Source organism: Rhizobium sp. AC44/96, from assembly GCF_001692185.1.
GTDB lineage: Bacteria > Pseudomonadota > Alphaproteobacteria > Rhizobiales > Rhizobiaceae > Rhizobium.
This window is the reverse complement of sequence record NZ_LXKO01000010.1, coordinates 52227-75795: the sequence shown is the minus strand read 5'-3', so window position 1 is coordinate 75795 and position 23569 is coordinate 52227. Positions and strand designations below refer to the sequence as shown.

23 protein-coding genes are annotated in these 23569 nt (G+C 61.3%); 15 read left to right on the top strand and 8 right to left on the bottom strand.

All coding sequences use genetic code 11. From position 1 onward, the window contains the following. Positions 1-4: 4 nt before the first annotated feature. Positions 5-1099 (bottom strand): hypothetical protein, encoded by a 1095-nt coding sequence (locus tag A6U87_RS11025; RefSeq protein ID WP_065691310.1) that lies wholly within the window; start codon positions 1097-1099, stop codon positions 5-7. A 113-nt stretch (positions 1100-1212) separates the two neighbouring features. Here A6U87_RS11025 and A6U87_RS11020 point away from each other — a divergent pair, with 113 nt between their 5' ends. The 3 genes from A6U87_RS11020 to A6U87_RS11010 all read left to right on the top strand — a co-directional run bounded on the left by A6U87_RS11020 (position 1213) and on the right by A6U87_RS11010 (position 3655). Continuing rightward, entirely contained in the window at positions 1213-1797 is a 585-nt protein-coding gene (locus A6U87_RS11020; RefSeq protein WP_065691309.1) for a nitroreductase, read from the top strand. Further along, positions 1797-2399 (top strand): flavin reductase family protein, encoded by a 603-nt coding sequence (locus A6U87_RS11015; protein ID WP_065691308.1) that lies wholly within the window; start codon positions 1797-1799, stop codon positions 2397-2399. Before A6U87_RS11020 ends, A6U87_RS11015 begins: the two co-directional genes overlap by 1 nt. 116 nt (positions 2400-2515) lie before the next feature. Continuing rightward, positions 2516-3655 (top strand): DUF2336 domain-containing protein, encoded by a 1140-nt coding sequence (locus A6U87_RS11010; RefSeq protein ID WP_065691358.1) that lies wholly within the window; start codon positions 2516-2518, stop codon positions 3653-3655. Here the strand turns inward: A6U87_RS11010 and A6U87_RS11005 are convergent. Beyond that, positions 3652-4077: a hypothetical protein gene (locus A6U87_RS11005; RefSeq protein ID WP_065691307.1), complete on the bottom strand. Its 426-nt coding sequence runs from the start codon at positions 4075-4077 to the stop codon at positions 3652-3654. The genes A6U87_RS11010 and A6U87_RS11005 overlap by 4 nt on opposite strands. 127 nt (positions 4078-4204) lie before the next feature. Between A6U87_RS11005 and A6U87_RS11000 the strand changes: the two genes are divergently transcribed. Beyond that, complete coding sequence (locus tag A6U87_RS11000) at positions 4205-4663, top strand: GNAT family N-acetyltransferase (RefSeq protein ID WP_065691306.1); 459 nt, start codon at positions 4205-4207, stop codon at positions 4661-4663. Here A6U87_RS11000 and A6U87_RS10995 read toward each other — a convergent pair whose 3' ends face one another. Next, positions 4664-5854: an AI-2E family transporter gene (locus tag A6U87_RS10995; protein ID WP_065691305.1), complete on the bottom strand. Its 1191-nt coding sequence runs from the start codon at positions 5852-5854 to the stop codon at positions 4664-4666. Between the two features lie 221 nt (positions 5855-6075). Between A6U87_RS10995 and A6U87_RS10990 the strand changes: the two genes are divergently transcribed. Both A6U87_RS10990 and A6U87_RS10985 read left to right on the top strand, forming a co-directional pair. Beyond that, positions 6076-6678, top strand: coding sequence for a GntR family transcriptional regulator (locus tag A6U87_RS10990; protein WP_244499468.1), 603 nt, complete (start codon positions 6076-6078; stop codon positions 6676-6678). A gap of 5 nt (positions 6679-6683) precedes the next feature. Beyond that, positions 6684-7139, top strand: coding sequence for an OsmC family protein (locus A6U87_RS10985; protein ID WP_065691357.1), 456 nt, complete (start codon positions 6684-6686; stop codon positions 7137-7139). A gap of 3 nt (positions 7140-7142) precedes the next feature. Here A6U87_RS10985 and parE read toward each other — a convergent pair whose 3' ends face one another. Continuing rightward, complete coding sequence (parE, locus tag A6U87_RS10980; RefSeq protein WP_065691303.1) at positions 7143-9230, bottom strand: DNA topoisomerase IV subunit B; 2088 nt, start codon at positions 9228-9230, stop codon at positions 7143-7145. Between the two features lie 219 nt (positions 9231-9449). Here parE and A6U87_RS10975 point away from each other — a divergent pair, with 219 nt between their 5' ends. From A6U87_RS10975 to A6U87_RS10960, 4 genes are all read left to right on the top strand, one after another. After that, positions 9450-10334 carry a phospholipase gene (locus tag A6U87_RS10975; RefSeq protein WP_065691356.1) on the top strand — a complete coding sequence of 295 codons (885 nt, stop codon included), beginning with the start codon at positions 9450-9452 and terminating at the stop codon, positions 10332-10334. A gap of 167 nt (positions 10335-10501) precedes the next feature. Next, positions 10502-11272 (top strand): triose-phosphate isomerase, encoded by a 771-nt coding sequence (tpiA, locus tag A6U87_RS10970; RefSeq protein ID WP_065691355.1) that lies wholly within the window; start codon positions 10502-10504, stop codon positions 11270-11272. Between the two features lie 105 nt (positions 11273-11377). Continuing rightward, positions 11378-11944, top strand: coding sequence for a preprotein translocase subunit SecG (gene secG / locus A6U87_RS10965; protein ID WP_065691302.1), 567 nt, complete (start codon positions 11378-11380; stop codon positions 11942-11944). A 140-nt stretch (positions 11945-12084) separates the two neighbouring features. Then, entirely contained in the window at positions 12085-13713 is a 1629-nt protein-coding gene (locus A6U87_RS10960) for a CTP synthase (protein ID WP_065691301.1), read from the top strand. 104 nt (positions 13714-13817) lie between these two features. Here the strand turns inward: A6U87_RS10960 and A6U87_RS10955 are convergent, their stop codons facing one another. Continuing rightward, the gene (locus tag A6U87_RS10955) at positions 13818-15518 is read right to left on the bottom strand and encodes a PAS domain-containing methyl-accepting chemotaxis protein (protein WP_065691300.1); all 1701 of its coding nucleotides are present in this window, start codon (positions 15516-15518) and stop codon (positions 13818-13820) included. A 291-nt stretch (positions 15519-15809) separates the two neighbouring features. On the opposite strand from A6U87_RS10955, the gene A6U87_RS10950 reads away from it, so the two are divergent. The 5 genes from A6U87_RS10950 to A6U87_RS10930 all read left to right on the top strand — a co-directional run bounded on the left by A6U87_RS10950 (position 15810) and on the right by A6U87_RS10930 (position 21353). Further along, a complete protein-coding gene (locus tag A6U87_RS10950) occupies positions 15810-16343 on the top strand; it encodes a FecR domain-containing protein (RefSeq protein WP_065691299.1) in 534 nt (177 codons plus the stop codon). 6 nt (positions 16344-16349) lie between these two features. Beyond that, a complete protein-coding gene (locus A6U87_RS10945; RefSeq protein ID WP_065691298.1) occupies positions 16350-18209 on the top strand; it encodes a CHASE2 domain-containing protein in 1860 nt (619 codons plus the stop codon). A 98-nt stretch (positions 18210-18307) separates the two neighbouring features. Then, positions 18308-20227 (top strand): DEAD/DEAH box helicase, encoded by a 1920-nt coding sequence (locus tag A6U87_RS10940; RefSeq protein ID WP_065691297.1) that lies wholly within the window; start codon positions 18308-18310, stop codon positions 20225-20227. Positions 20228-20260: 33 nt separating this feature from the next. Continuing rightward, the gene (locus tag A6U87_RS10935; protein ID WP_198928695.1) at positions 20261-20695 is read left to right on the top strand and encodes a GNAT family N-acetyltransferase; all 435 of its coding nucleotides are present in this window, start codon (positions 20261-20263) and stop codon (positions 20693-20695) included. Positions 20696-20699: 4 nt separating this feature from the next. Beyond that, the gene (locus tag A6U87_RS10930; protein WP_065691295.1) at positions 20700-21353 is read left to right on the top strand and encodes a methyltransferase; all 654 of its coding nucleotides are present in this window, start codon (positions 20700-20702) and stop codon (positions 21351-21353) included. Here the strand turns inward: A6U87_RS10930 and A6U87_RS10925 are convergent. From A6U87_RS10925 to moaC, 3 genes are all read right to left on the bottom strand, one after another. Then, the gene (locus A6U87_RS10925; RefSeq protein ID WP_065691294.1) at positions 21350-21787 is read right to left on the bottom strand and encodes an ACT domain-containing protein; all 438 of its coding nucleotides are present in this window, start codon (positions 21785-21787) and stop codon (positions 21350-21352) included. The genes A6U87_RS10930 and A6U87_RS10925 overlap by 4 nt on opposite strands. 61 nt (positions 21788-21848) lie before the next feature. Further along, positions 21849-23072: a gephyrin-like molybdotransferase Glp gene (glp, locus tag A6U87_RS10920; RefSeq protein WP_065691293.1), complete on the bottom strand. Its 1224-nt coding sequence runs from the start codon at positions 23070-23072 to the stop codon at positions 21849-21851. Next, on the bottom strand, positions 23069-23569 hold the full coding sequence (gene moaC, locus A6U87_RS10915) for a cyclic pyranopterin monophosphate synthase MoaC (RefSeq protein WP_065691292.1): 501 nt from the start codon (positions 23567-23569) through the stop codon (positions 23069-23071). The genes glp and moaC overlap by 4 nt, the downstream gene beginning before the upstream one ends.

Sequence of the window (23569 nt, the reverse complement as noted above, 5' to 3'; positions counted from 1 at the left end):
ACTCTTAGTCAGCGTCCGTGCCGCTCGTCCCACTGTCCTGCAGTTGATCATAAGAGGGCAGAGGCGCCTGTGCGCCGCTTGGGCCGGACTGCTCGGCCTGTTCGGGCGGCAGCTGTTGGACGGTCTTGGCGGCGGCAGCCGGTTCGTCAGCCTGGGCGTCCTTCATCAGGACTTCGACGTCGGTATTCTTGCCCGCCTCGACCTTGAAGTCCTGCTGGTAGATCTTGTCCTTGTTGCGCGCGACGGCTGAATATTCGCCCTCGGCAAGCACCATCGTCGGGAAGGCGCTTACGCTTTCGCCGACACTGTCGCCCGCTGCCGTCAGGATGGACCATGCCGTGTCCGCGATCGCTTCACCGCCGTGGTCGGAAACCAGCTTGAACGTGATTTGCGCCGCCTTGTGCTGGATCGTCGCTTCGGTGAGCTTGCCGGCCTCGACCTGGATGTCGGCCCGGATCGACGCGTTGATGTCACCATACTCGGACACGATATGGTAGGTGCCCGCATTGAGCCGAACGACCGTGTTGGGCGGCACATCAGCCATGACCAGCCCGCGCTCGCCATCCTCGCGCACTTCGGCAGAGTAGATCGAGAAGCTCAACTGATCGGGCCGGATCCGCATATCCGTGCCTGAAACGGCATTGAGGAGCAGGCCGCCGGCCTCGAGTACCATCGTCTGCTTGTCGACCTGGCCGCTATCGGCCACGGTCAGCTTTCGCGTCACCCCGGCGCGGCCGAAGGACACGTTGACGAAGTAGTCACCGGGAGCGAGCTGGAAGTCGGCCGAGCCACCCTGCGAGCTGGCGATCAACGGCAATTTGCCGTCGGTGCCGGCAATCGGACTGAACACATACCAGGACAGGCCGTCAGCAACTGGATCGCCATTGGCGGTCAGCTTCGCTTCCAGCTGAACTTCCTGCAGCTTCGAACCTGCAGGTGCTTCGCCCGGGGCAATGAAGGCATTGAGTTTCGGCATCTTTGCCGTCGTGTCGAGCTGCTTGAAGTCCTTGAAGGCGTCCTGCGCACCTGCGCCCAGGGGCGTCAGAGCGACGAGGGCGGCAACAAGGCTCATGCGCGCGTAAGGCAAAATGCCGAGCATGTGTTTTGTGAACCAATTGACATCTGAAATCACAGAGGCCACTTCAAGACCAACGCGATGGCAAATTCAAGACCCATCCCCGATACTGTGATGAAAATGAAAGTTTCTTCTGTATGAGATCCGAAATCAAGCTTATCGACTACCTTGGCGTCCGCCGCTCCATTCCCGCCTTCCAGATGTGCGAACCAGGGCCGGAGAAGGCCGAGATCGAGGAAATTCTGCGCCTTGCGTCGCGTGTCCCTGACCATGGCAAGCTGGCGCCGTGGCGCTTCATCGTCTACCGCGGCGAAGAGCGTAAGCGCATCAGCGAAGAACTGCTGAAACTCGCACTGGAAATAAAGCCTGACCTGTCAGACGAAATGATCCAGGTGGAACGCACCCGTCTGACCCGTGCGCCTGTGGTCGTTGCCGTTGTCAGCACCGCTGCTCCGCACGTCAAGATTCCCGAATGGGAACAGCTGATGTCGGCCGGTGCTCTGTGCCTCAACATCATCTTTTCCGCGAATGCCAATGGTTGGGTCGCCAACTGGCTGACGGAATGGTACGCCTACAATGAGCGCGCCTATCCGCTGCTTGGCGTCCAGCCGGGCGAAAAGGTTGCCGGCTTCATTCATATCGGTTCGACGACCGTTCCCCCGGTCGAGCGGCCCCGTCCGGAGTTGTCGCAGACCGTCAGCTGGGTCGGCGGGGACGACTGATGTTTTATCCGACGGACACCAACAAGCACGGCCTGGCGCACGATCCCTTCAAGGCGATCGTCTCGCCTCGTCCGATCGGTTGGATCGGCAGCAAGGGCAAGGATGGGTCGATCAACCTCGCGCCCTATTCCTTCTTCAACGCAATCTCGGACCGGCCGAAACTGGTGATGTTTTCGTCGGCCGGCCGCAAGCACAGCCAGCGAAATGCGGCTGAAACGGGCGAATTCACCTGCAACTTCGTCAGCCGCAACTTGGTCGAGAAGATGAACGTCTCGTCAGCGACCGTACCCTACGGCGTCGATGAGTTCGCGCTTTCCGGGCTGACGGCAAGGCGAGGGGAGTTGGTGGATGCTCCCTACGTTGCCGAAGCCTTTGCCGTGCTCGAATGCAAGGTGACGGAGATCATCGAGCCGAAGTCGCTATCCGGCGAACCGTCGGAGAACGTCATGGTCTTCGGCCAGGTGATCGGTATCCATATCGATGAGGCGATTGTTCGCAACGGTCGACTCGACATGGCGCTGGCCCGCCCGGTGGCTCGTATGGGCTACATGGATTACAGCGAGGGCAGCGAAGTCTTCGAGATGTTCCGGCCTAAGGTCTGACAGCGCTGCCGGAAGGCATTAATGGATATGGTGAACCAATCATAAACTTTTTGCGGCTACCGTAATTCTCAACGACTGGAACGCGAAGGAATCGCGTTTGAGAATTGGGGTTCGCGGTGATCGTAGAGGCATTTCTTCGTTGGGTTGAGACCGCCAAGGCCGGAGACAGGGCGCGGGCGGCAAATGCCCTCGGCAGAGCCTATCTGCAGTCCGAAATGTCGGTTGACGAGCGCAATGCCGCCGAGATGGCGATGACCTTCCTGCTTGATGATCCATCGCCGAAGGTGCGCCTTGCTCTGGCTGAGGCGATCGCATGGTCGCCGGAGGCCCCGCGTGCGGTCATCATGTCACTGGCAGGTGACCAGCCGGAAATCGCTTGTCATGCCGTTACCTGCTCGCCGCTGCTGTCGGACTCCGATCTTGTCGATCTCGCAGCGCGCGGCAATGTCATTACCCGCATGTTGATTGCCGCTCGTGCCGTTGTTTCGCGTCCGGTCTCGGCGGCCTTGGCGGAAATCGGCGAAGAAGAAGACGTTCTTTGCCTTCTCGAGAACGAGGGTGCGGCGATCGCTCCCGCTTCGCTGAAGCGGATCGCCGATCGTCTTGGTGATTGCTGCGATATCCGCAACATCCTCCTTGAGCGCCCCGATCTCCCGGCGGACGCGCGGCAGTTGTTGACCCAGCATATCAGCGAAGCATTGGTCAGTCTTCCGCTGGCGCAGGTGACGATCGGCGTGGATCGCCTTCGTCGCATCGCCCGGGAGGCGACGGAAACCGCGATCGTTTCGATCGCAGGCGAAATTGCACCACGTGAGGTCGCCGGTCTAGTTGAGCATCTGCGCGCGAACGGCCGGTTGACACCGTCGTTCCTGATGCATGCGCTTTGCGCCGGCAAGGTGGAATTTTTTGCAGGCGCCATCGTCAATCTCACGGGCTGCGATGAACGCCGCGCCCGGTCGATACTGGCGACTGGCCGCGTGCATGCTGTCCGGGCGCTCTACGAAAGCGCCGGGCTTGCCCGCGAGATCAGCGTCATCTTCGTCGAGGCAACGCTGCTGTGGCGCGATGCCTCCAGAAAGGCATCGGGAACGATGTTTGCCAATGTCTGTGGCCGTCTTCTCGAAAACTTCCGCAATCGCGATAGCGCACACGGAGCGGTACGGGAATTGCTCGATATGGTCGAGAAGCTTCACATAGCCGAGCAGCGGCAATCCGCTCGCGGCTATGCACATCTGACGGCCCTAGCTGCCGCCTAGTCAGCCAGTCGCTTCACGACCCACGAGTAACCTCCCGAAACGAAGTGCACCGGCGTGGCAAGTGCCGATTTCATCGCATGACCAGAAGGCAGATGTGACCGCACCTTGGCTGCGATCCTGTCGGCAAAGCCGGAGACGCCGCTTTCGGCAGTTGAATCGGCTGGTGCCTGCGCAGGCGTCGGGGCCGGAGCGGGCACCGATGCAATCTCGGGCGCTGCCGGAGGGGTGGCGGCCTTCGGTGGTTCGCAGACGGCTATCACGGTCGGATAGCTGATATTGGTGTAATGCTTCAGCTGCGTTTCAGACTCGGCGTCGCACATCGCAACGGTTTCCCAGTGCTTTTCGACGGTGGCGACATAGTTGCACTGTGTCACCGAGTCGTTGCATCCGAGAATTGTCATTGCAATGAGAACAGCTTGCATGGTCGCGCCTTTACGATATTGAATCTCCGGATTCCCTTAGAGGCAGCAATTTCAACCGAAAGAAGGCTGCTGCATTAACTTTTCGTCATGCGGCGACGCCGCGCCAAGTGCAGAGACAGGAAATCCAGTGTCCGTTACGATCACTCTCGAATCGCCGCGCCAGGACGGCGTCGTCCGCCTGCTTGAATTGTCGGACGCTTACGCACAATCGCTCTATCCCCCGGAAAGCAACCACCTCGTTGACCTCTCCACCCTGGAGAAGCCCACGGTGAGCTTTTTTGTGGCCCGCAATGGCGACGAGGTCGTCGGATGCTGTGCGCTGGTTGAAGCCGGAGACGGCACAGCCGAAATCAAGCGCATGTTTGTCGATCCTGAGGCACGCGGCCTCAAGGTTGCAAGCAAGCTGATGAATGCCCTGGAGGGGCTCGCTGGCGAGAAGCAGCTGACCGCCGTGCAGCTGGAAACCGGTATCTACCAGCCGGAAGCGATCGGTCTCTATCGCAAGTACGGCTATATCGAGATCGAGCCGTTTGGCAGCTATTTGCCCGACCCGCTCAGCCTTTTCATGGAAAAGCGGATCGCCTGATCAGCCGTCCGCTGCGCGTGGGGGTGCCGGGGCCGGCTCGTCGATCATGACTTGCGGGCCGATCTCGCCCTTGTCGGCGTTGCGGACCTCGTGCATCCATTCGCGCCAGATGGCGACCAGAAGCGCCATCAGGACAGGCCCGATGAACAGCCCGAGGAACCCCATCGTCTTCACGCCGCCGATCAGGCCAAAGAAGGTAGGCAGGAAAGGCAGCTTGATCGGGCCGCCGACGAGCTTCGGGCGCAGCGTCTTGTCGACGATGAAGAGTTCGACCGTTCCCCAGACGAAGAGGCCAATGCCGGCGACGTGAGAGCCGCTGGCGGCGAGGTAGATCGAGACCAACGTAAACGACAGCGGCGCGCCGCCCGGAATGAGCGCCATGATGCCCGTCAGCACACCAAGCGTCACGGGCGAGGGCACGCCCGCGATCCAATAGGCGACGCCAAGCACGATACCTTCGCCGATTGCGATCAGCGTCATACCCATGACGGTGGAACTGATCGTCGCCGGCACGACACGAGAGATCCGCTCCCAGCGGTTGGGCAGGATGCGTTCGCCGAGCATATCGATCTGGCCGGAAAAGGACGATCCGTCGCGATAGACGAAGAACAGCGCGATCAGCATGAACAGCAGCGTCAGTAGCAGGTGGAACGCACCGCCGCCCGCGGCGAGTACCGCGCGATAGATATTGCCGATATGAGCACCGCTGACGGCCTGTATGACTTCGCCCATGGTTCCAGGGCTGCCGATGTACTTGGTCCACAATTCATCGAGATAGGGGCCGGCAAAGGGCAGGGCGAGGATCCATTGCGGCGTGGGGGCGCCAAACCGGTTGGCGTGGATCAGCCATGCGACCCATTCGCGCACCTCGCCGGTGGTGTAGCTCACCGCCAGAACGATCGGGATCACGAGGAAGGTGACGATCAGGAGAATCGCAATGGTCGCGGCGACAGTCGTGTTGCCGCCGACGTTGCTGAGCAGCCGCCGATAGAGCGGCCAGCTTGCAAAGCCGATGACCAGCGCCGCCAGCACCGGGACGAGGAAGCCGTAGAAGAAATAGACGCCTGCCGCGACGACAAGGATCAGGAGCCAACGCGCGGCGGAGATCGAGGGGATCAGCGGCGTGCGCGCAGGAGTGGATGGCCCGAGCCACCGTGACTCTCTCTGGACATTGTTGGTCGGAAGGCTCACGTCGTCTTTTTCCCCCGTATTGTTTCCTATGGATATGGGCCATGCGCACACGCCACGCAAGCACAGCCGCCAATTTATGCGAGCCCGAGCCTTCGCTGTCGCCCCCGACATATCCACACTAGGCTTCATACCCGCGCTTTCTGCAATCACTAAGACAGAAATCCTTCCGGATTGTTGCCAAGGCCAAACTATCCGTATAATTTGGATCCATGGATACAAATATGATCATCGCCGAACTCCGACGGGAGATCGAAAGCGGGCTGCTTCCCGCAGGGACCGTCCTGAAACAGGAAGTGCTCGCTGAGCGTTTCGGCGTTAGCCGCCAACCTGTACGCCAGGCGCTGGACCGAATGCTTGCCATCGGTTTACTGCGCCGCCGTCCGGACAGGAGCCTTGCGGTATCGGGTTTGAATGGCGAAGAGGCTCGCGAGCTTGCCGAAATCCGCGCGGCCCTGGAGACCGCCGCATTGCGCGCGTCGATGTCGGCACTGACCGACAGCGATCTACGCAAGACGAGGCGCCTGAACGAGGACCTTATCGAGGAGGAGGATCCCTCCGTGCTGGAGGAACTCGACATCGCCTTTCACAAAGCACTCTATGGTCGCTGCGCCAACGCCAGACTTCTCAGCATGATCGAGGAACTGCGCCGCGAATCGCGGCGGGCCTATACGCGCCAGCCAAAAGGCTCCGACGATCGTGCCATCCTCCACGCCGAGCATCGCGACATCATCACCGCATGCGAACGACGGGACACCGACGAGGCGGCCTTGGCGCTCTCGCGACATCTGCAACAGACAACGGCGCGGCTGACGCGCGAGGGATAATGACGATGACGAGTTTCTCTGCACGCGTGGCCTGGATGCGGGGCGACGATGATTTCCTTCGTGGGCGTTACAGCCGTGGGCACGAATGGACGTTCGACGGCGGTCTGACCATCCCGGCTTCCGCGTCGCCGCACAACGTCCCGTTGCCTTACGCGGTAGCGGAGAATGTCGATCCCGAGGAGGCCTATGTGGCAGCACTCTCAAGCTGCCATATGCTCTTTTATCTCTGGCTGGCCTCCAGGAAACGCATCGGAATCGACAGCTACGTCGATGATGCGATCGGCCTGATGGAGGAGGTCGACGGAAGGACGATGGTAAGCCGTGTGGAGCTGCGGCCGAGCGTCACCTATTCCGGCGACGCGCCTAGCAGAGAGGCCGAAGAGGCCATGCACCACGAGGCACACGAACTCTGCTTCCTCGCCAATTCGGTGAAGACCGTGATCGAAGTGAAGCTCGACTGAACCTCAGATATCAAGGTTCTCGGCGAAGGCCGCGCGATCCTGGATGAAGCGGAAGCGAGCTTCCGGCTTCGTCCCCATGAGGTCGTCGACGGCCGTCCGCGTGCCTTCAAAATCCACTTCGTCGATCAGCACGCGCAGCATGGTGCGCTTGCTCGGGTCCATCGTGGTTTCCTTGAGCTGGGCCGGCAGCATTTCACCGAGACCTTTGAAGCGGCTGATTTCGACCTTGGTCTTGCCCTTGAATTCGGTTTCCATCAGTTCCTGCCGATGCGCGTCATCGCGGGCGTAGGCCGATTTGGCTCCCTGCGTGATCTTGTAGAGTGGCGGAACAGCGAGGAACAGATGGCCGCCGCGCACAAGTTCGGGCATCTCCTGATAGAAGAAGGTGATCAGCAGCGATGCGATATGGGCGCCGTCGACGTCGGCATCGGTCATGACGATGATGCGTTCGTAGCGGAGGTCTTCCTCGCGGTATTTCGACCGTGTACCGCAGCCGAGCGCCTGCACGAGATCGGTGAGCTGCTGGTTGGCGCCGAGCTTCTCCCGGCCGGCGCTCGCGACGTTGAGGATCTTGCCGCGAAGCGGGAGAATCGCCTGGTTTGCGCGGTTGCGCGCCTGCTTGGCGGAGCCGCCAGCCGAGTCACCTTCGACGATGAAGAGTTCGGCACCCTGCGCCGTATTCTGGGCGCAGTCGGCAAGCTTGCCGGGAAGACGGAGCTTGCGCACCGCCGTCTTGCGGTTGACTTCTTTTTCCTTGCGGCGCCGCAGCCGTTCCTCGGCGCGTTCGATCACCCAGTCGAGCAGCTTGGCCGTCTCGTTGGGATTGTCGGCGAGATAGTGGTCGAAGGGATCGCGTAGCGCGTTTTCGACGATACGCTGCGCCTCGACCGTCGCCAGCTTGTCCTTCGTCTGGCCGACGAACTCAGGCTCGCGAATGAAGACGGACAGCATGCCCACTGCAGAGATCATCACGTCATCCGTGGTGATCTGCGCCGCGCGCTTGTTCTGCGTCAGTTCACCGTAGGCCTTCAGGCCCTTGGTGAGCGCTATGCGCAGTCCCGCTTCGTGCGTGCCGCCCTCGGGCGTCGGAATGGTATTGCAGTAGGAATGAACCTGCGGATCGCCGCCATACCAGGTGATTGCCCATTCGAGCGAACCATGGCCGCTGGTCTTCTCGGTCTTGCCGGCGAAGATTTCGCGGGTGACGGTGAATTCCTTGCCCATGGTCGCCTGGAGATAGTCCTTCAGGCCGCCCGGGAAATGGAACACCGCCTTATCAGGAACCTCTGAGCCCTGCGGCAGAACGCCTTCGTCGCAACTCCAGCGGATTTCGACGCCGCCGAAGAGATAGGCCTTCGAACGGGCCATGCGGAACACGCGCCCTGCGTCGAACTTGGCGTGGTCGCCGAAAATTTGCGGGTCGGGATGGAAGCGCACGCGTGTGCCGCGCCGATTGTGGATGTCGCCGAGTTCTTCAAGACCACCCTGCGGGATGCCGCGCGAGAAACGCTGGCGATAGAGCTTGCGATTGCGCGCAACTTCAACTTCCAGGACATCGGAGAGCGCGTTGACGACAGACACGCCGACGCCGTGCAGACCGCCTGACGTTTCGTATGCCTTGCCGTCGAACTTACCGCCGGCATGGAGCTTGGTCATGATGACTTCGAGCGTCGACTTGCCCGGGACCTGCGGATGGTTCTCGACCGGTATGCCGCGGCCGTTGTCGCTGACCGTCAGGAAGCCTTCGCGATCGAGGTGGACTTCAATGAAGTTGGCATGCCCGGCGACAGCTTCGTCCATCGAGTTGTCGATGACTTCGGCAAACAGGTGGTGCAAGGCCTTTTCGTCTGTGCCGCCGATGTACATGCCGGGGCGCATGCGAACCGGCTCGAGGCCTTCGAGAACGCGGATCGACGATGCGCCATAGTCTTCCGACGTCGAACTGGCCGGCGCGGGGCGCGACACCGGGGCAGGGGGTGGGGCTACGGAGGCGGCAATGGCTTGCGTTGCAGCCGGCTCGTTGGCTTTTGGTGCCTCCTCCTGCTTTTGTGTCAGGGGCAATCCGGAAAAGAGGTCGTTGTTATCGTCCATGGGGCCGTTCAGATCTTCATCTCGTCGTGGGTGAGCCGCTCAAGATTGAGCCTGACCCAAAATCACCGCATTTCATGTCACGTTTGCGAATCAAGCAAAGTTTGCCAGAAAGCATCTCGATACGCGACGCCGTCCTGATGTGACGGACTTTCTCAGGAAATGATTTGCGTTGCAGGGCGCGGAATGGCAAGCGGCCAGACGCATCAGGGAACCATGCACATGCGAATGTCCACAAGTCATTGCACCATTATGGCCGTAATTGCGGCCTTTTTCATGATGGCGACCGATCAGGTCTGGGCTGCGGACGCTTTGCCGCCATTCAAGGACGATCTGTTTTCCACACAAAAAGTGCTTCAGACCGGCGACGGCGGCGCCTTCGAGGTCATCGAATACGACGAGATGCGCGATATCAACGGTCGCGATCAGATCCCCGAAAAGCGCACCCAGCAGAAATATGTTTCCCTCGGTGTGCGCAAGAGCCAGACGGACGAGACCCTTTCGCTTGGCGGCCTCAAGCTCGATGTCACCAGGGTGGGACCGGCTTCCGCGGCGGGATTTACGGTGATCTTCATCCATGGCCGCAACGGCGACAGGCGTCTCGGCGCCAACGACTACACCTTCGGCGGCAACTTCAATCGTCTGAAGAACCTGGTCGCAGGAAACGGGGGCGTCTACTACTCGCCATCAGTCAAGTCTTTCGACAGCGACGGTGTAGCGGCGATCGCGGGGCTGATCCGCTATGCAAGCGAACAATCGCCGGGAAAGCCGGTGATACTCACCTGCGCATCGATGGGCAGCCAGATCTGCTGGGGCATCAGTCGCGATCCCGAAAGCGTGAAGCGGCTGAAAGGCATGGTGATCATGAGCGGTGTCGCCGATCCTGATTTCGCCAAGAGCCCGTTCTACAAGTCAAAGCTGCCGCTCTGGTTCGCTCATGGCAGCCGTGACCCTGTATATGCCGCCACCGACCAGCAGGCGCTCTTCGAGAAGCTCTTGAAGGCAAACTATCCCACGCATTTCACACTCTACCAGACAGGCAACCACGGCACGCCGATCCGGATGATCGACTGGCGCCGGGCCTTGAACTGGATCCTTGCCTCGTGAGGTAGGCGCGCCGGCCCCTCACGTCAGCCTTTAGGCAACACGGCCGCCAAATTTTAAGCATTTGCGCGCCAAATTGCCCCTATTTCCCTTACGTAAGGGTCCAAAACCTTTTCATTCTCGCAGGCTTTTGCTAAGGCCGCTCAATATATGAAAATTGGATGGCTGGCATGACCCCTGACGTACGCCCACTGGTGGCGGGAAACTGGAAAATGAACGGCACGCGTGCCTCCCTCGATCAGATCAAGGCGATCGCCGAGGGTGTTCAAGGCCCACTCTCCGCGAAGGTGGAAGCGCTGATCTGCCCTCCTGCAACGCTACTTTATGTTGCGACCGCGCTCTGCACCGATAGCCCGCTTGCGATCGGCGCGCAGGATTGCCACCAGAACCCGTCGGGCGCCCATACAGGTGATATCTCCGCCGAGATGATCGCCGATTGCTTCGGCACCTACGTCATCGTCGGCCACTCCGAGCGCCGCACCGACCATGCCGAGACGGACCATTTGGTTCGTGCCAAGGCCGAGGCCGCCTTTGCCGCCGAACTCACCGCCATCATCTGCCTCGGCGAGACGGCCGACGAGCGCAAGGCCGGTCAGACGCTCGATATCATCAAGCGACAGCTTTCGGCCTCCGTGCCGGAGACCGCAACGCCCGAAAACACCGTGATTGCCTACGAACCCGTATGGGCGATCGGCACGGGCCTGACGCCGACCGTGGAAGACGTGGAGAAGGCACATGCCTTCATGCGCTCCGAGCTCGTCGCCCGCTTTGGCGACAACGGCAAGAAGATCCGCATCCTTTATGGTGGTTCGGTCAAGCCCGGCAACGCCAGGGAGCTGATGGGCGTCGCCAATGTCGATGGTGCCTTGATCGGCGGTGCGAGCTTGAAAGCCACGGATTTCCTCGCCATCTACGGCGCATACGAAGCGTTGCTTGCTTAGAGCCGTGTATATTCCGGGCCGAAGGGCTTGGAATAGCGGATTACCTCATGTAAAGAGCGCCAGAATTTTACTTTATGCCCGCTATGCGTGGGCAGGACTGGACCCATGCAGACCGTATTGATTGTCATTCATCTCATGATCGTGCTGGCGCTTGTCGGCGTCGTGCTTATCCAGCGTTCGGAAGGCGGCGGTCTCGGCATCGGCGGCGGTTCGGGCTTCATGTCCGCACGCGGCACGGCCAATGCGCTGACCCGTACGACCGCAATCCTCGCGACGCTGTTTTTCATCACGTCGCTCGGTCTCGGCATCCTGAACCGCTACGAAGCCCGTCCGACGGATATTCTGAACCGGATCCCGGCAACGAGTGGCCAGGGCAAGGGCATCCTCGATTCTCTCGGCGGCCAGAACGGCGCGGCCGCTCCGGCAGCACCAGCAGCCCCGGCAGGCAACGGCGTTCCGACCGGTGGTGAGGCTGCTCCGGCGGCTGCTGCACCAGCCGCGACCGCCCCGGCAGCGCCTGCTGCAACTGCTCCCGCAGCACCGGCTGCCGAAACCGCGCCTGCGGCGACGGCTCCTGCTGCACCTGCTACTCAGACCGCTCCGGCAGCTCCGCAGGCGACCACGCCCGCTGCTCCGGCGCAGACACCCGCGACTGCCCCAAGCGGACAGTAAGCGGCAGAAGAGATAAACCGCCGGCAGGCCCTTGGGTCTGCCGGTTTTCTTTTGTTCAGATTTCACGCTGGCACCAAAAATTCAGGAAATGAATTTTTGGGCTGGTGGAATCGTTTTTGAAAAGGTATCCGGTGACTCCCATGGCGCGATACGTATTCATCACTGGCGGCGTGGTTTCCTCTCTCGGTAAAGGAATTGCGGCCGCGGCTCTCGGAGCGTTGCTGCAGGCCCGTGGTTATCGGGTGCGGTTACGCAAACTTGACCCCTATTTGAACGTGGATCCGGGCACTATGAGCCCGACCCAGCACGGCGAAGTCTTCGTCACCGACGACGGTGCCGAAACCGATCTCGATCTCGGTCACTACGAACGCTTCACGGGGCGTTCCGCGACCAAGACGGACAACATCACGACCGGCCGCATCTACAAGAACATCATCGACAAGGAACGCCGCGGGGACTACCTCGGCGCGACAGTGCAGGTCATCCCGCACGTCACCAACGAGATCAAGGACTTCGTTACCGAAGGCAATGATGACTACGACTTCGTCATCTGCGAAATCGGCGGCACGGTCGGCGATATCGAGGCGATGCCGTTCATGGAAGCGATCCGTCAGCTCGGCAACGACCTGCCGCGTGGCACCGCGATCTACGTCCACCTGACGCTGATGCCCTACATTCCGGCGGCCGGCGAACTGAAGACCAAGCCGACGCAGCATTCCGTCAAGGAACTGCAGGCGCTCGGCATCCATCCCGACATCCTGCTGGTGCGCGCCGATCGCGAAATTCCGGAAGCGGAACGCCGCAAGCTGTCGCTGTTCTGCAACGTCCGTCCATCGGCCGTCATTCAGGCGCTCGACGTCGGAAACATTTACGACGTGCCGATCGCCTACCACAAGGAAGGCCTCGACAACGAAGTTCTGGCCGCCTTCGGCATCGAGCCGGCTCCGAAGCCGCGCCTTGATTCCTGGGAAGAGGTCTGCAATCGCATCCGCACGCCGGAAGGCGAAGTGACGATCGCGATCGTCGGCAAGTACACAGGCCTCAAGGATGCCTACAAGTCGCTGATCGAAGCGCTGCACCACGGTGGCATTGCCAATCGCGTCAAGGTCAACCTCGAGTGGATCGAATCGGAAGTCTTCGAAAAGGAAGACCCGGCGCCGTACCTTGAAAAGGTACACGGGATCCTGGTTCCTGGCGGTTTCGGCGAGCGCGGTTCCGAAGGCAAGATCCATGCGGCACGCTTCGCCCGCGAGCGTAAGGTTCCCTATTTCGGCATCTGCTTCGGCATGCAGATGGCGGTGATCGAAGCAGCCCGCAATCTGGCTGGCGTCGAGCATGCGTCCTCGACGGAGTTCGGCCCGACCAAGGAGCCGGTCGTCGGCCTCATGACCGAGTGGGTCAAGGGCAACGAGCTGCAGAAGCGCAACGCTGCAGGCGACCTCGGCGGCACGATGCGTCTCGGTGCCTACAAGGCAGCCCTGAAGAAGGGCACCAAGATCGCCGACATCTACGGCTCGACCGATATCTCCGAGCGTCACCGCCACCGCTATGAAGTCAACGTTGACTACAAGGATCGCCTGGAAAACTGCGGCCTGGTCTTCTCCGGCATGTCGCCGGATGGCGTTCTGCCTGAGACGGTCGAGTATCCGGATCATCCGTGGTTCATCGGCGTCCAGTACCATCCGGAACTGAAGAGCCGTCCGCTCGATCCGCATCCGCTTTTCGCAAGCTTCATCGAAGCCGCGACCGAGCAGAGCCGTCTGGTCTAAGCAGGGCGGGCGACCGCCTTTGTGAACGAAACACTGGCTGAATCGAAAAAGCCGCCTGCATCATTGGTGCAGGCGGCTTTGTTTTGGGTGCTGATTTCCTGGCCTTATGCGGCCTGCTGCGGACGCCGTGCGGCGGGCGCGCTTGGCTCGCGGATGGCGGCGCGTCTGTTCAGCTTGAAGTGGTTGACGAGTTCGGCAAGGGTTGCCGCGCCGGCTGCCAGCTCGGCACTGATGCCTGTCGTTCGCTTCACCATTTCGGCGTTCTGCCGGGTCATGCGATCGATCTGCGAAACGGCATTGTTGATCTCTGAGAGGCCCGTGGACTGCTCCGCGGCAGCCGTGGCGAGGGCGCTGGTATTCGCATCGATCGACGCGACGAAGGTTTCGATCTCGTTCAGCGCCGAACCTGTTGCATCGACGAGGCGAACGCCTTCGTCAACTTCCTTGCCGGAGTTCTGAATCAGGCCCTTGATTTCCTTGGCGGCCTTGGCCGAACGCTGCGCAAGCTCGCGCACCTCCTGCGCAACGACCGCAAAGCCCTTACCGGCTTCACCGGCACGCGCAGCCTCTACGCCGGCGTTGAGCGCCAGCAGGTTGGTCTGGAACGCGATCTCGTCGATGACGCCGATGATCTGCCCGATCTCCTTGGACGCGGAAGCAATGCGCTGCATGGCGGTGATCGTTTCGCGTACGACATTGGCCGAAGCCGATGCGGATGCCATGGCACTCTGCACGAGCTTGCGGGTTTCCTGCGTGTTCTGCGTCGACGATTTCACCGTTGCCGTCACCACCTCGAGAGCCGCTGAGGTCTCTTCCAGCGAGGTCGCCTGTTCCTTGGTCCGCTCTGAGAGTTGCTCGGCCGCGTGGCGCATCTCCTGACTATTGCCGTTCAGCACATTGGTCTGACCCAGCACCTTGGCCAGTGTTTCCTGGAACGCCCCGATCGACGTGTTGAAGTCCCGGCGAAGGACCTCGAACTCGCCGGCGAAAGGCTCGTCGATCGTCTGGCGGATATTGCACTCGGAGAGGCGTGCAAGCCCGGCGCCGAGGTCGTTGACGACCTTCATGCGGTCGGTGACGTCAGTGGCGAACTTGACGACCTTGAACACGCGGCCGGCGGCGTCGAGAATGGGATTGTAGGACGCCTGAATGTAGACGGCCCGGCCGCCCTTGGCGACGCGTTTGAATTGGTCGCTGGCGAACGTGCCGGCACCAAGATCACGCCAGAATTTCCGATAGTCAGGTGTGCTCGCATAATCGCTTTCGCAGAACATCGAATGGTGCTTGCCGACAATCTCGTTCATAGAGTAGCCGAGCGTCGCCAGGAAGTTCTCGTTGGCTGTGATGATTTCACCTGTCGGCGTGAATTCGATGATCGCCTGCGCGCGTGACAGGGCATCCAACTTTCCGCGATCTTCGGCGCTTTGCTTCTTGGCGGCCGTGATGTCCGTCGCAAATTTCACGACCTTGACTGGCTTCTTGCCACGGAAGATCGGGTTGTAGCTGGCCTCGATCCAGATTTCCCGTCCGCCCTTGGCGACGCGTTTGTACTGGCCTTGGTCGAACCGGCCAGCGCCGAGATTCGTCCAGAAATCGCCATAGGCCTTCGTGGCTGCCTCGGCGGGATCAACGAAGATCCGGTGATGTTTCCCGATGATCTCGCTCAGTTGGTAGCCGACGGCTCTGCAGAAATTCTCGTTCGCGGTCAGGATCTTGCCGGTGAGGTCGAATTCAATGATTGCCTGCGACTTGTTGAGCGCTTCCAGTACGGCAGACGAGCCGATGCCTGATAGAATCCCGACCATAGAAAGCCCCCGATAATCGATACTGCGCACCCCATTGCACGCCGGGCGAAATCTAAGGGTGGTGTGTAAAGTTTTCGCTAAATATTAATCAATGTTGCAATCTTCATTTGTTGCTACCTTTGGTGGCGTTGGCAGCCCCGCGGCAGGCGCTATCACCACACGCGGATAGAGTGCGAGGTCGTCATCAAGGCGGTTACGCCAGCATGCCAAAATATCGATTTTCATCAGCTCATCTCTGGCAGATAGTGTCATGCAGATGAGCGTCTGGGTGCACATGGTAGGGAGACGGATATGCGCGTATTCTTGAATATCCTGCTGGGGGCTGTGGCCAGCCTTGGCGCCATCTATGTCGCCGCACCCGATGTCGCGCTGGCACAGCAGGGCGGGTGCACCGTGCAACGCATTGCAGGCCCGCCCCGACAGATCATCCGCTGCCCGGATGGCGTCGTCGTCACCGCTGAGCTTGGTGCGCATTTCAATTTGGTCGACCGTGACCGCGATGGCCGCGTAGATGCGCTATCGCTCCGCAGCAAGGCTGTTCTCGTCGACGTCGACCGCCAGAAGCACCCGAATGGCTTTGACGTTACGACGCCGCAAGCCATTGCCGCCGTCCGCGGAACGCGATGGGCGGTTGACGTCAAGAATGGCACGACGTCTGTTTTGGTCGTACGCGGGCGTGTCGCCGTCGCTCGACCCGCATCGCGCGCCTCCGTCGTGCTCTCGGTCGGCGAGGGCGTAGACGTCTCCTCCGGCAGCGGCCCGCTGACTGTCCGCCGCTGGCCGCCGGCACGATCGGCGGCCTTGCTCGCGCGCCTTGGCCAGTAACTCCCAATGAATGCCAAACGGCTTCTGGTCACCGTCACCATTGTCTTCTCACTGCTTTGGAGCAGCCTGCTTGCGTCGTTGCACCTCAGTGGAAACGCGGGCTTTCTCGACCGCATGGAGGCTTTGCTCACCGATATCAGGAGCATTGCGATCGGCGCCCGGACACCGCCTCCGATCGTCAGCATCGTCGCAATCGATGATCGCACGGCCGCGGCACACGGCTATCCGCTGAACAGGGCCACGTTGGCGCGCGTGGTTGACGCCATCACCTCGCTTAAGCCGAAGGTTGTGGCACTTGACTTGCTGCTCGTCGATCACGGTACTGACGCTGATGACGCCGCGCTTGCACTGGCGCTACAGGAGACACCGGCGGTTATCGCGGGAGCAGGCGTCTTTCCGGAAAGTACCCAATCGGTGACAAGCGACGCCAATGATCCGCTGTCTGCGGTACCTGTCGCCAACCAGCTGCTGTTGCCACTTACCCGCTTCTCTGACGTCGCGGCCGTCGGCATCGTCAATCTTGCGACCGATCAGACCGGAATACCGCGCTACGTCCCGCTGATTTCGCGCGGGCCGGATCGCGTCGATCAATCGTTCCCGCTCAGGGTCGCGTCGCTTGCGCTCGGGATCAATCCCGTCTTCGTGCCTGGCGGCCTCGCGCTTGGCGATCGGCACCTGCCGACCGATACGGGCCAACGGTTGCCGCTCACCTTCTACGGGCCCAAGGGCACCATTCCGACCTACAGCGCGATGGACGCCCTTGACGGAAAACTGAAAGCAAAGGCGGTCGAGGGCAGGGTGGTCGTCATTGGCTCGACAGTCGCCGGCGGTGGTGATGTCTTCCCGACACCCTTCGATCCGGTTCTGCCAGGCGTGGAGGTGATGTCGACGGCAACAACGCATCTGATCGCAGGCGACAGCATCATCCGCGATAGCAATATTCGTCGCTTTGATGCCATCATCTGTGTCGTTCTGCCGATCCTGCTGCTCGGTCTCCTCGCCTGGCGCCGCAGCGCCGTCGGCTATGCGACGATCATCGCCCTCGTGCTTGCTTGGGGCGCATTGAACATGCTCGCTTTCGCGGAAGGCTATTGGTTCAGTGCAGCGCTGCCGATCGCTGCGGCTCTACCGCCGATTCTCCTGTTCGGCGCCGGGGAGCTTTGGATTGACAGGCGCCAAGCGTCGCACTTTGCGGCGCAAAGCGACCTGTTGCAGCGGATCGAGGCGCCCGGGCTCGGGGAATGGCTCGCGCGCGACCCGGGCTTCCTCGCGCATCCCGTTCGCCAGGATGCTGCGGTGGTCTTCATCGACCTGTCCGGCTTCACGGGTCTGAGCGAGGCAATTGGCGTCACGCATGTGCGCGACGTGCTGAGTGGATTCTTCGAGATCGTCGATGAGGAGGCGCGCGCACACGGCGGCGCCATAACGAGTTTCATGGGCGATGGCGCCATGATTCTGTTTGGCTTGCCACAGCCGGCCAGCGATGATGCAGGGCGGGCGGCGGCCTGCGCCGTGCAATTGTGTGCGCGGATGCGTCCCTGGCTTGCGACACATCCGATACTGGATGGTCGCAATATCGGTTTCAAGGTCGGTGCGCACTACGGGCCGGTGGTGGCGTCGCGTCTTGGCACCGGCAACCGCCGACAGATTACCGCCACCGGTGATACGGTCAACGTCGCCAGCCGCCTTATGGAAGTGGCGGCCGCGCGCGGTGCGGAGCTGGCGCTGAGTGCAACGCTGATGGACGCGGCAGGCGCCGACAGCGCCCCATTGCGCTCCGGTCAACTTGAAGGTCCAGCGCAGGTGCCGATCCGCGGCCGCAGCGAAAGCGTCGATGTTTGGCTATGGAAGGGACATCCGCTTTGACATTTGTCCGCCGACGAAGTAGGAACGGCGCAACTTTTCAGCCGGCTGGTTCCGGCCACTGCGCAATATGCGCGTGAAAATTCCGAAAGACAGACAAGATGACAGATTTCAACGGCGTCGTTCCGGCGATCGCCAAGGCGTTGGTGAAGCGCGGTTATACCGAGCTGACCCCGGTTCAAAATTCCATGCTCGATCCGGCCTTGGCCGAGTCGGACGCCCTGGTTTCGGCTCAGACCGGTTCCGGCAAGACCGTCGCTTTCGGCCTTGCGCTGGCGCCGACGCTTCTGGACGGCGAAGATCGCTTCGAGCCGGCGGCACAGCCGCTGGCACTGGTGATCGCGCCGACACGCGAATTGGCGCTGCAGGTCAAGCGTGAGCTGGAATGGCTCTACGAAATCACCGGCGCCGTGATCGTCAGCTGCGTCGGGGGCATGGATATCCGCAGCGAGCGCCGCGCGCTCGAGCGTGGAGCGCACATCGTCGTGGGCACGCCTGGCCGCCTTTGCGACCACATCCGCCGCAGAGCGCTCGACATGTCGTCGCTCAAGGCCGTCGTGCTTGACGAGGCCGACGAAATGCTCGACCTCGGCTTCCGCGAGGATCTGGAGTTCATTCTGGAAGCCTCGCCGGACGATCGGCGCACGCTGATGTTTTCGGCAACCGTCCCGGCCGCGATCGCCAAGCTCGCGAAGAGCTACCAGAAGAACGCCGTTCGGATCGCCACAACCACCGAAGAAAAACAGCACGTCGACATCGAATATCGCGCACTGGTCGTTCATCCGAGCGATCGTGAGAACGCGATCATCAATGCCCTGCGTTTCTATGAAGCAAGCAATGCGATCGTGTTCTGCTCGACGCGTGCGGCGGTCAATCACCTTACGGCGCGCTTTCACAACCGCAATTTCAACGTTGTCGCCCTGTCGGGTGAGTTGACGCAAAACGAGCGAAGCCATGCGCTGCAGGCGATGCGCGATGGCCGTGCCCGCGTCTGCATTGCAACCGACGTTGCCGCACGCGGCATCGACCTTCCCGGCCTCGATCTTGTGATCCATGCCGACCTTCCGACCAATCCGGAAACGCTGCTTCACCGCAGCGGTCGCACCGGTCGCGCCGGGCGTAAGGGTGTAAGCGCTCTGATCGTACCGCTGAACGCTCGTCGCAAGGCCGAGCGGTTGCTCGACAACGCAGGCATTGCTGCGGCCTGGGGTCGCCCGCCGTCGGCAGAAGAGGTGATCGGCCGCGATGAAGAGCGTCTGCTGGCCGACCCGATTTTCGCCGAAGCACCGCGCGAAGAAGAGCAGGAGCTCGTCAAGCGTCTGCTGGACACGCATGGCGCCGAGAAGCTCGCCAACGCCTTCGTCAATCTGTACCGCTCCAATCAGTCCGCACCGGAGGACCTCATCGAGGTGGCCGTGCAGGACGACCGTGGTCGCAAGCGCCGCGACAACGCCGATGGGCCACGCGAGCCCAGCCAGAAAGGCCCACGCGACGATTTCGGCGCCAGCATCTGGTTCTCTGTTTCCGTCGGCCGCAAGCAGAACGCTGAGCCGCGCTGGCTGATCCCAATGCTTTGCCGCAACGGCAACGTGACCAAGCGCGAGATCGGCGCAATCAAGATGCAGCAGGACGAGACCTTCGTGGAGATCGCCGCTGACAGCGCGGATGCCTTCCTGCAGGCGATCGGACCCAACAAGGCTCTCGAGCGCGGCATTCGTGTCACCCAGCTGAACGGCACGCCGGACTTCCACAGCCGGCCTTCCGCGCCGAAGCCCTATGCCGGCAAGAAGACTTTCGATGACCGTCGCGACGAACGTCCGAAGGATGGTTTCAAGAAGGGCCCGCGCAGTGACGCTGCTCCTGCACAGGGACCCAACGACGATCGGCGTGACAGCAAGCCGTGGGCGAAGAAGTCCGGCAAGCCAAAGTTTGAAGGCAAGCCGAAATTCGAAGGTAAACCCAAATTCGAGGGCAAGCCGTCCAACGGTCCGAAGCCGAAATTCACGAAGAAGAAGGGCTGACGTCTGTAACGTCTCACCGGCGCAAAGGAGGATGTGATGAATGACGTAGTGATCCTGACGGTTCCGCTCTTCAGCACCCTCTGCAACGAAGGTTTCAAGCTTCGGCGCGAGGTCTTTATTGCCGAGCAGAAGGTTCCGCCGGACGAAGAGTTCGATACTTACGACCTGACCGCACATCACGTCGTTGCATTGGCAGCGGGCGAGGTGTGCGGCACACTCCGCGTGCTCCACGCGGAGGAACACGTCAAGATCGGGCGCGTGGCCGTTGCGATGGCTTGGCGGGGGCAGGGCATCGCCAGTCGAATGATGGACTATGCGATGACCGAACATCGCGCGGCCCGCGGCAATCGGTTTTACCTGACGGCCCAGAGCGACAAGGTGGGGCTGTACGAGCGGCTCGGCTTTGTTGCCTACGGCGACGAGTTTCTGGACGCCGGGATTCCGCATCTTGCGATGAAGAACTATTGAGCGAATGAAGCCATTCGCCGAGGATGTTCGGGCTTTCATTCAGGCGAACCTGCGCCTCCAGCCGGTGCCAGGCTTGTCTGGCATATCGCTCTACATGGCTCATCCCGGCAGCGGCCTCTCGCGGCTTGCTAAATGTGATGACGATCCAGCGCCCTATTGGGCCTATTGCTGGGCAGGCGGTGCCGTGCTCGCGCATCATATCCTCGCAAATCCGGCACTAGTCCGGGGACGCCGCGTCCTCGATCTTGGGGCGGGCTCCGGAATTGTCGCAATCGCCGCAGCCAGGTGCGGTGCTGTTGCCGTCAAGGCCGTTGACATCGACGCGAATGCCATCGCTGCAATCGCCCTCAATGCCGAGGCAAATGGGCTTTCCATCGAAGCGATACAGACGGATATGCTCTCCGGAGAACCGCCGGACGTCGATTTCATTCTCGCAGGCGATGTGTTCTATGATCGCCGGTTGGCGGATCGTGCATTGCCTTTTTTTGGCAGGTGCGCGTCAGCGGGGATTGATGTGCTTATTGGAGATCCGCGTCGCGCGCCATTGCCCACGAAGCAACTGCGTCTGATCGCCGAGTACGCGGTAGCTGACTTCGGCGATGGTGCACAGAATACCGCAAAAGTTAGCGGCGTGTTCTCCATCGACCAGCGGGTTTAGCGGCCGAACCCTGCCGAGGTGGCGGATTGCTGCAATTCCCGCAGAACATCGATCGCCGTGCCGGCCATGTCCGCGGGCACGAAGACGTGGTCGTGGTGATAGGCGGCCACCATGTTGCAGGGGATTTGATGGGCGGTGAGGGCCGTGGCAACCGCCGCTGTCAATCCAATGCCTTCCAGCGAGGAGAAGACCTCGAGGATGATCCGGCGCATCGGCAGGCTGCAGTCGAAACCCATCTCGGCTGCTTGGTTTCTCTCGATGATGAACGAGATGCCTTCATCTTCGCGAAACCGCGCCATGGCAATATCGCCAATGCGTTCCGCCAGGTGCTCGTCTCTCATGGTGCAGAATATGAACTCTCCCTCGACGAGCTTCGGCCTCATGCCTGATACCATCGACTGTGTATCGCGTACTGGCTGTTGCGTGGTGGTCATCGCCCTCTTCCGGTCGTTGTGCTGAAATCCGATGACAAGACCATACCACGACCTGGAGAGGTCAGCCGATAAGGTCTGGACGCAAGAGTATGACAGGGCAGGGACTGCCAGCCGGAAGTTCAGCCGCATGCGGCGGGCGCACGATCAGGCAATCGGCATAGGCAAAGATCTTCATCATCGAAGAGTCCTGCTTGTTGAAGGGCTCAACGAGCAGCGAGCCGGACGGGGATCGCGTCAGCCGCGCCCGAACATAGTCCTGGCGCTGGTCATTGCCGCGCAATACCACTGCGCTCTCTGCGGTTGCCTCTCGTTTGACTGGAGGCAGGCTTGCCAGCTTGCGGATCAGTGGCTCGAGGAAGAGCAGCCCGCACACGAGGCTGGAGACGGGATTGCCCGGCAAACCGAGGACATGGGTCTCTCCGAGGCTGCCGACCATCAGCGGCTTGCCGGGCCGCATGGCGATGCGCCAGAAATCAAGCTTCATGCCCGCCGCAAGCAGCGTTGCCTGCACCAGATCATGATCACCCACGGATGCGCCGCCGAGTGTTACGATGACGTCCGCTTTTGCATTTCGTGCCCGCGAGACGGCTTCTGTGATCGCTATCGTGTCATCCGGTACAATGCCGAGATCGAGGACCTCCGCGCCCGCCTTGCGGGCGAGCGCCGCGATGCCGAAGGTGCTTGAAGCGATGATCTGCGCGTCCGCAAGCGTGCTTCCCGGAGGCAGCAATTCGTCACCGGTGGCAAGAAGGGCGACCAGCGGCCTGCGCAATACCGGCAACGTCGCGTGGTTCATGCCGGCCGCTACTGTCAGCCTGGAAAAATCGAGCACGGTGCCGGCCGGGAGAACGGTCTCTCCTTCCACGAAGTCCTGTCCGCGTGGTCGGATATGCTGGCCTTCGCGCACCGGATAGTTCGTCCGTATGCCGCCATTGACCTTCTCGGCATCCTCCTGCAACAGCACGCTGTCGACACCTGCTGGAACCGGAGCGCCGGTGAAGATGCGAACCGTCTCGCCTTCGCCGATCGTGCCATCGAAGCCGTGGCCGGCTGACGATGTTCCGATGAGTGCCAGTGCAGCGCCGGGTTCCGCTGCATCCGCATGCCGCAAGGCGTACCCATCCATCGCCGAGGCATCGAAGGGCGGTTGCGTCAGTCTCGCGGCCAAATCCTCCGCAAGCACGCGCCCATCGCCTGCGGCAAGCGCAACAGACTCCGACAGTTGGATCGGTCGAGCCCGCGACAGCAGCCGTTCCTGCGCCTCCGCGACCGGGATCAGGCTCATTTCGAATGCTCCGGATGCAGGAAATCACCGGACTTGCCGCCCGATTTCTCAAGCAGCCGGATGCCGCCGATTTCCATCGTGCGGTCCGCGGCCTTGGCCATGTCGTAGATCGTCAGGCAGGCGACGGAAACAGCCGTCAGCGCTTCCATTTCGACGCCGGTTCGCCCGGTCAGCTTAGCGGTTGCTGTCACGCGCAACCCCGGCAGATTGTCGTCCTCGGTGATGTCGACCGAAACCTTGGTCAACATGAGGGGATGGCAGAGAGGAATAAGGCTACTGGTCTGCTTGGCCGCCATGATGCCCGCAAGACGTGCGGTGCCAATGACGTCGCCTTTCTTGGCGTTGCCTTGGCGGATCAGCGCAAGCGTTTCCGGCGCCATCTTCACGCAGCCCTCGGCGGTCGCGACACGCACCGTCTCGGCCTTGTCACCGACATCGACCATGCGTGCCTCTCCCGAGGCATCGATATGCGTGAGTTCGGCTCGACCGCCGCTCAT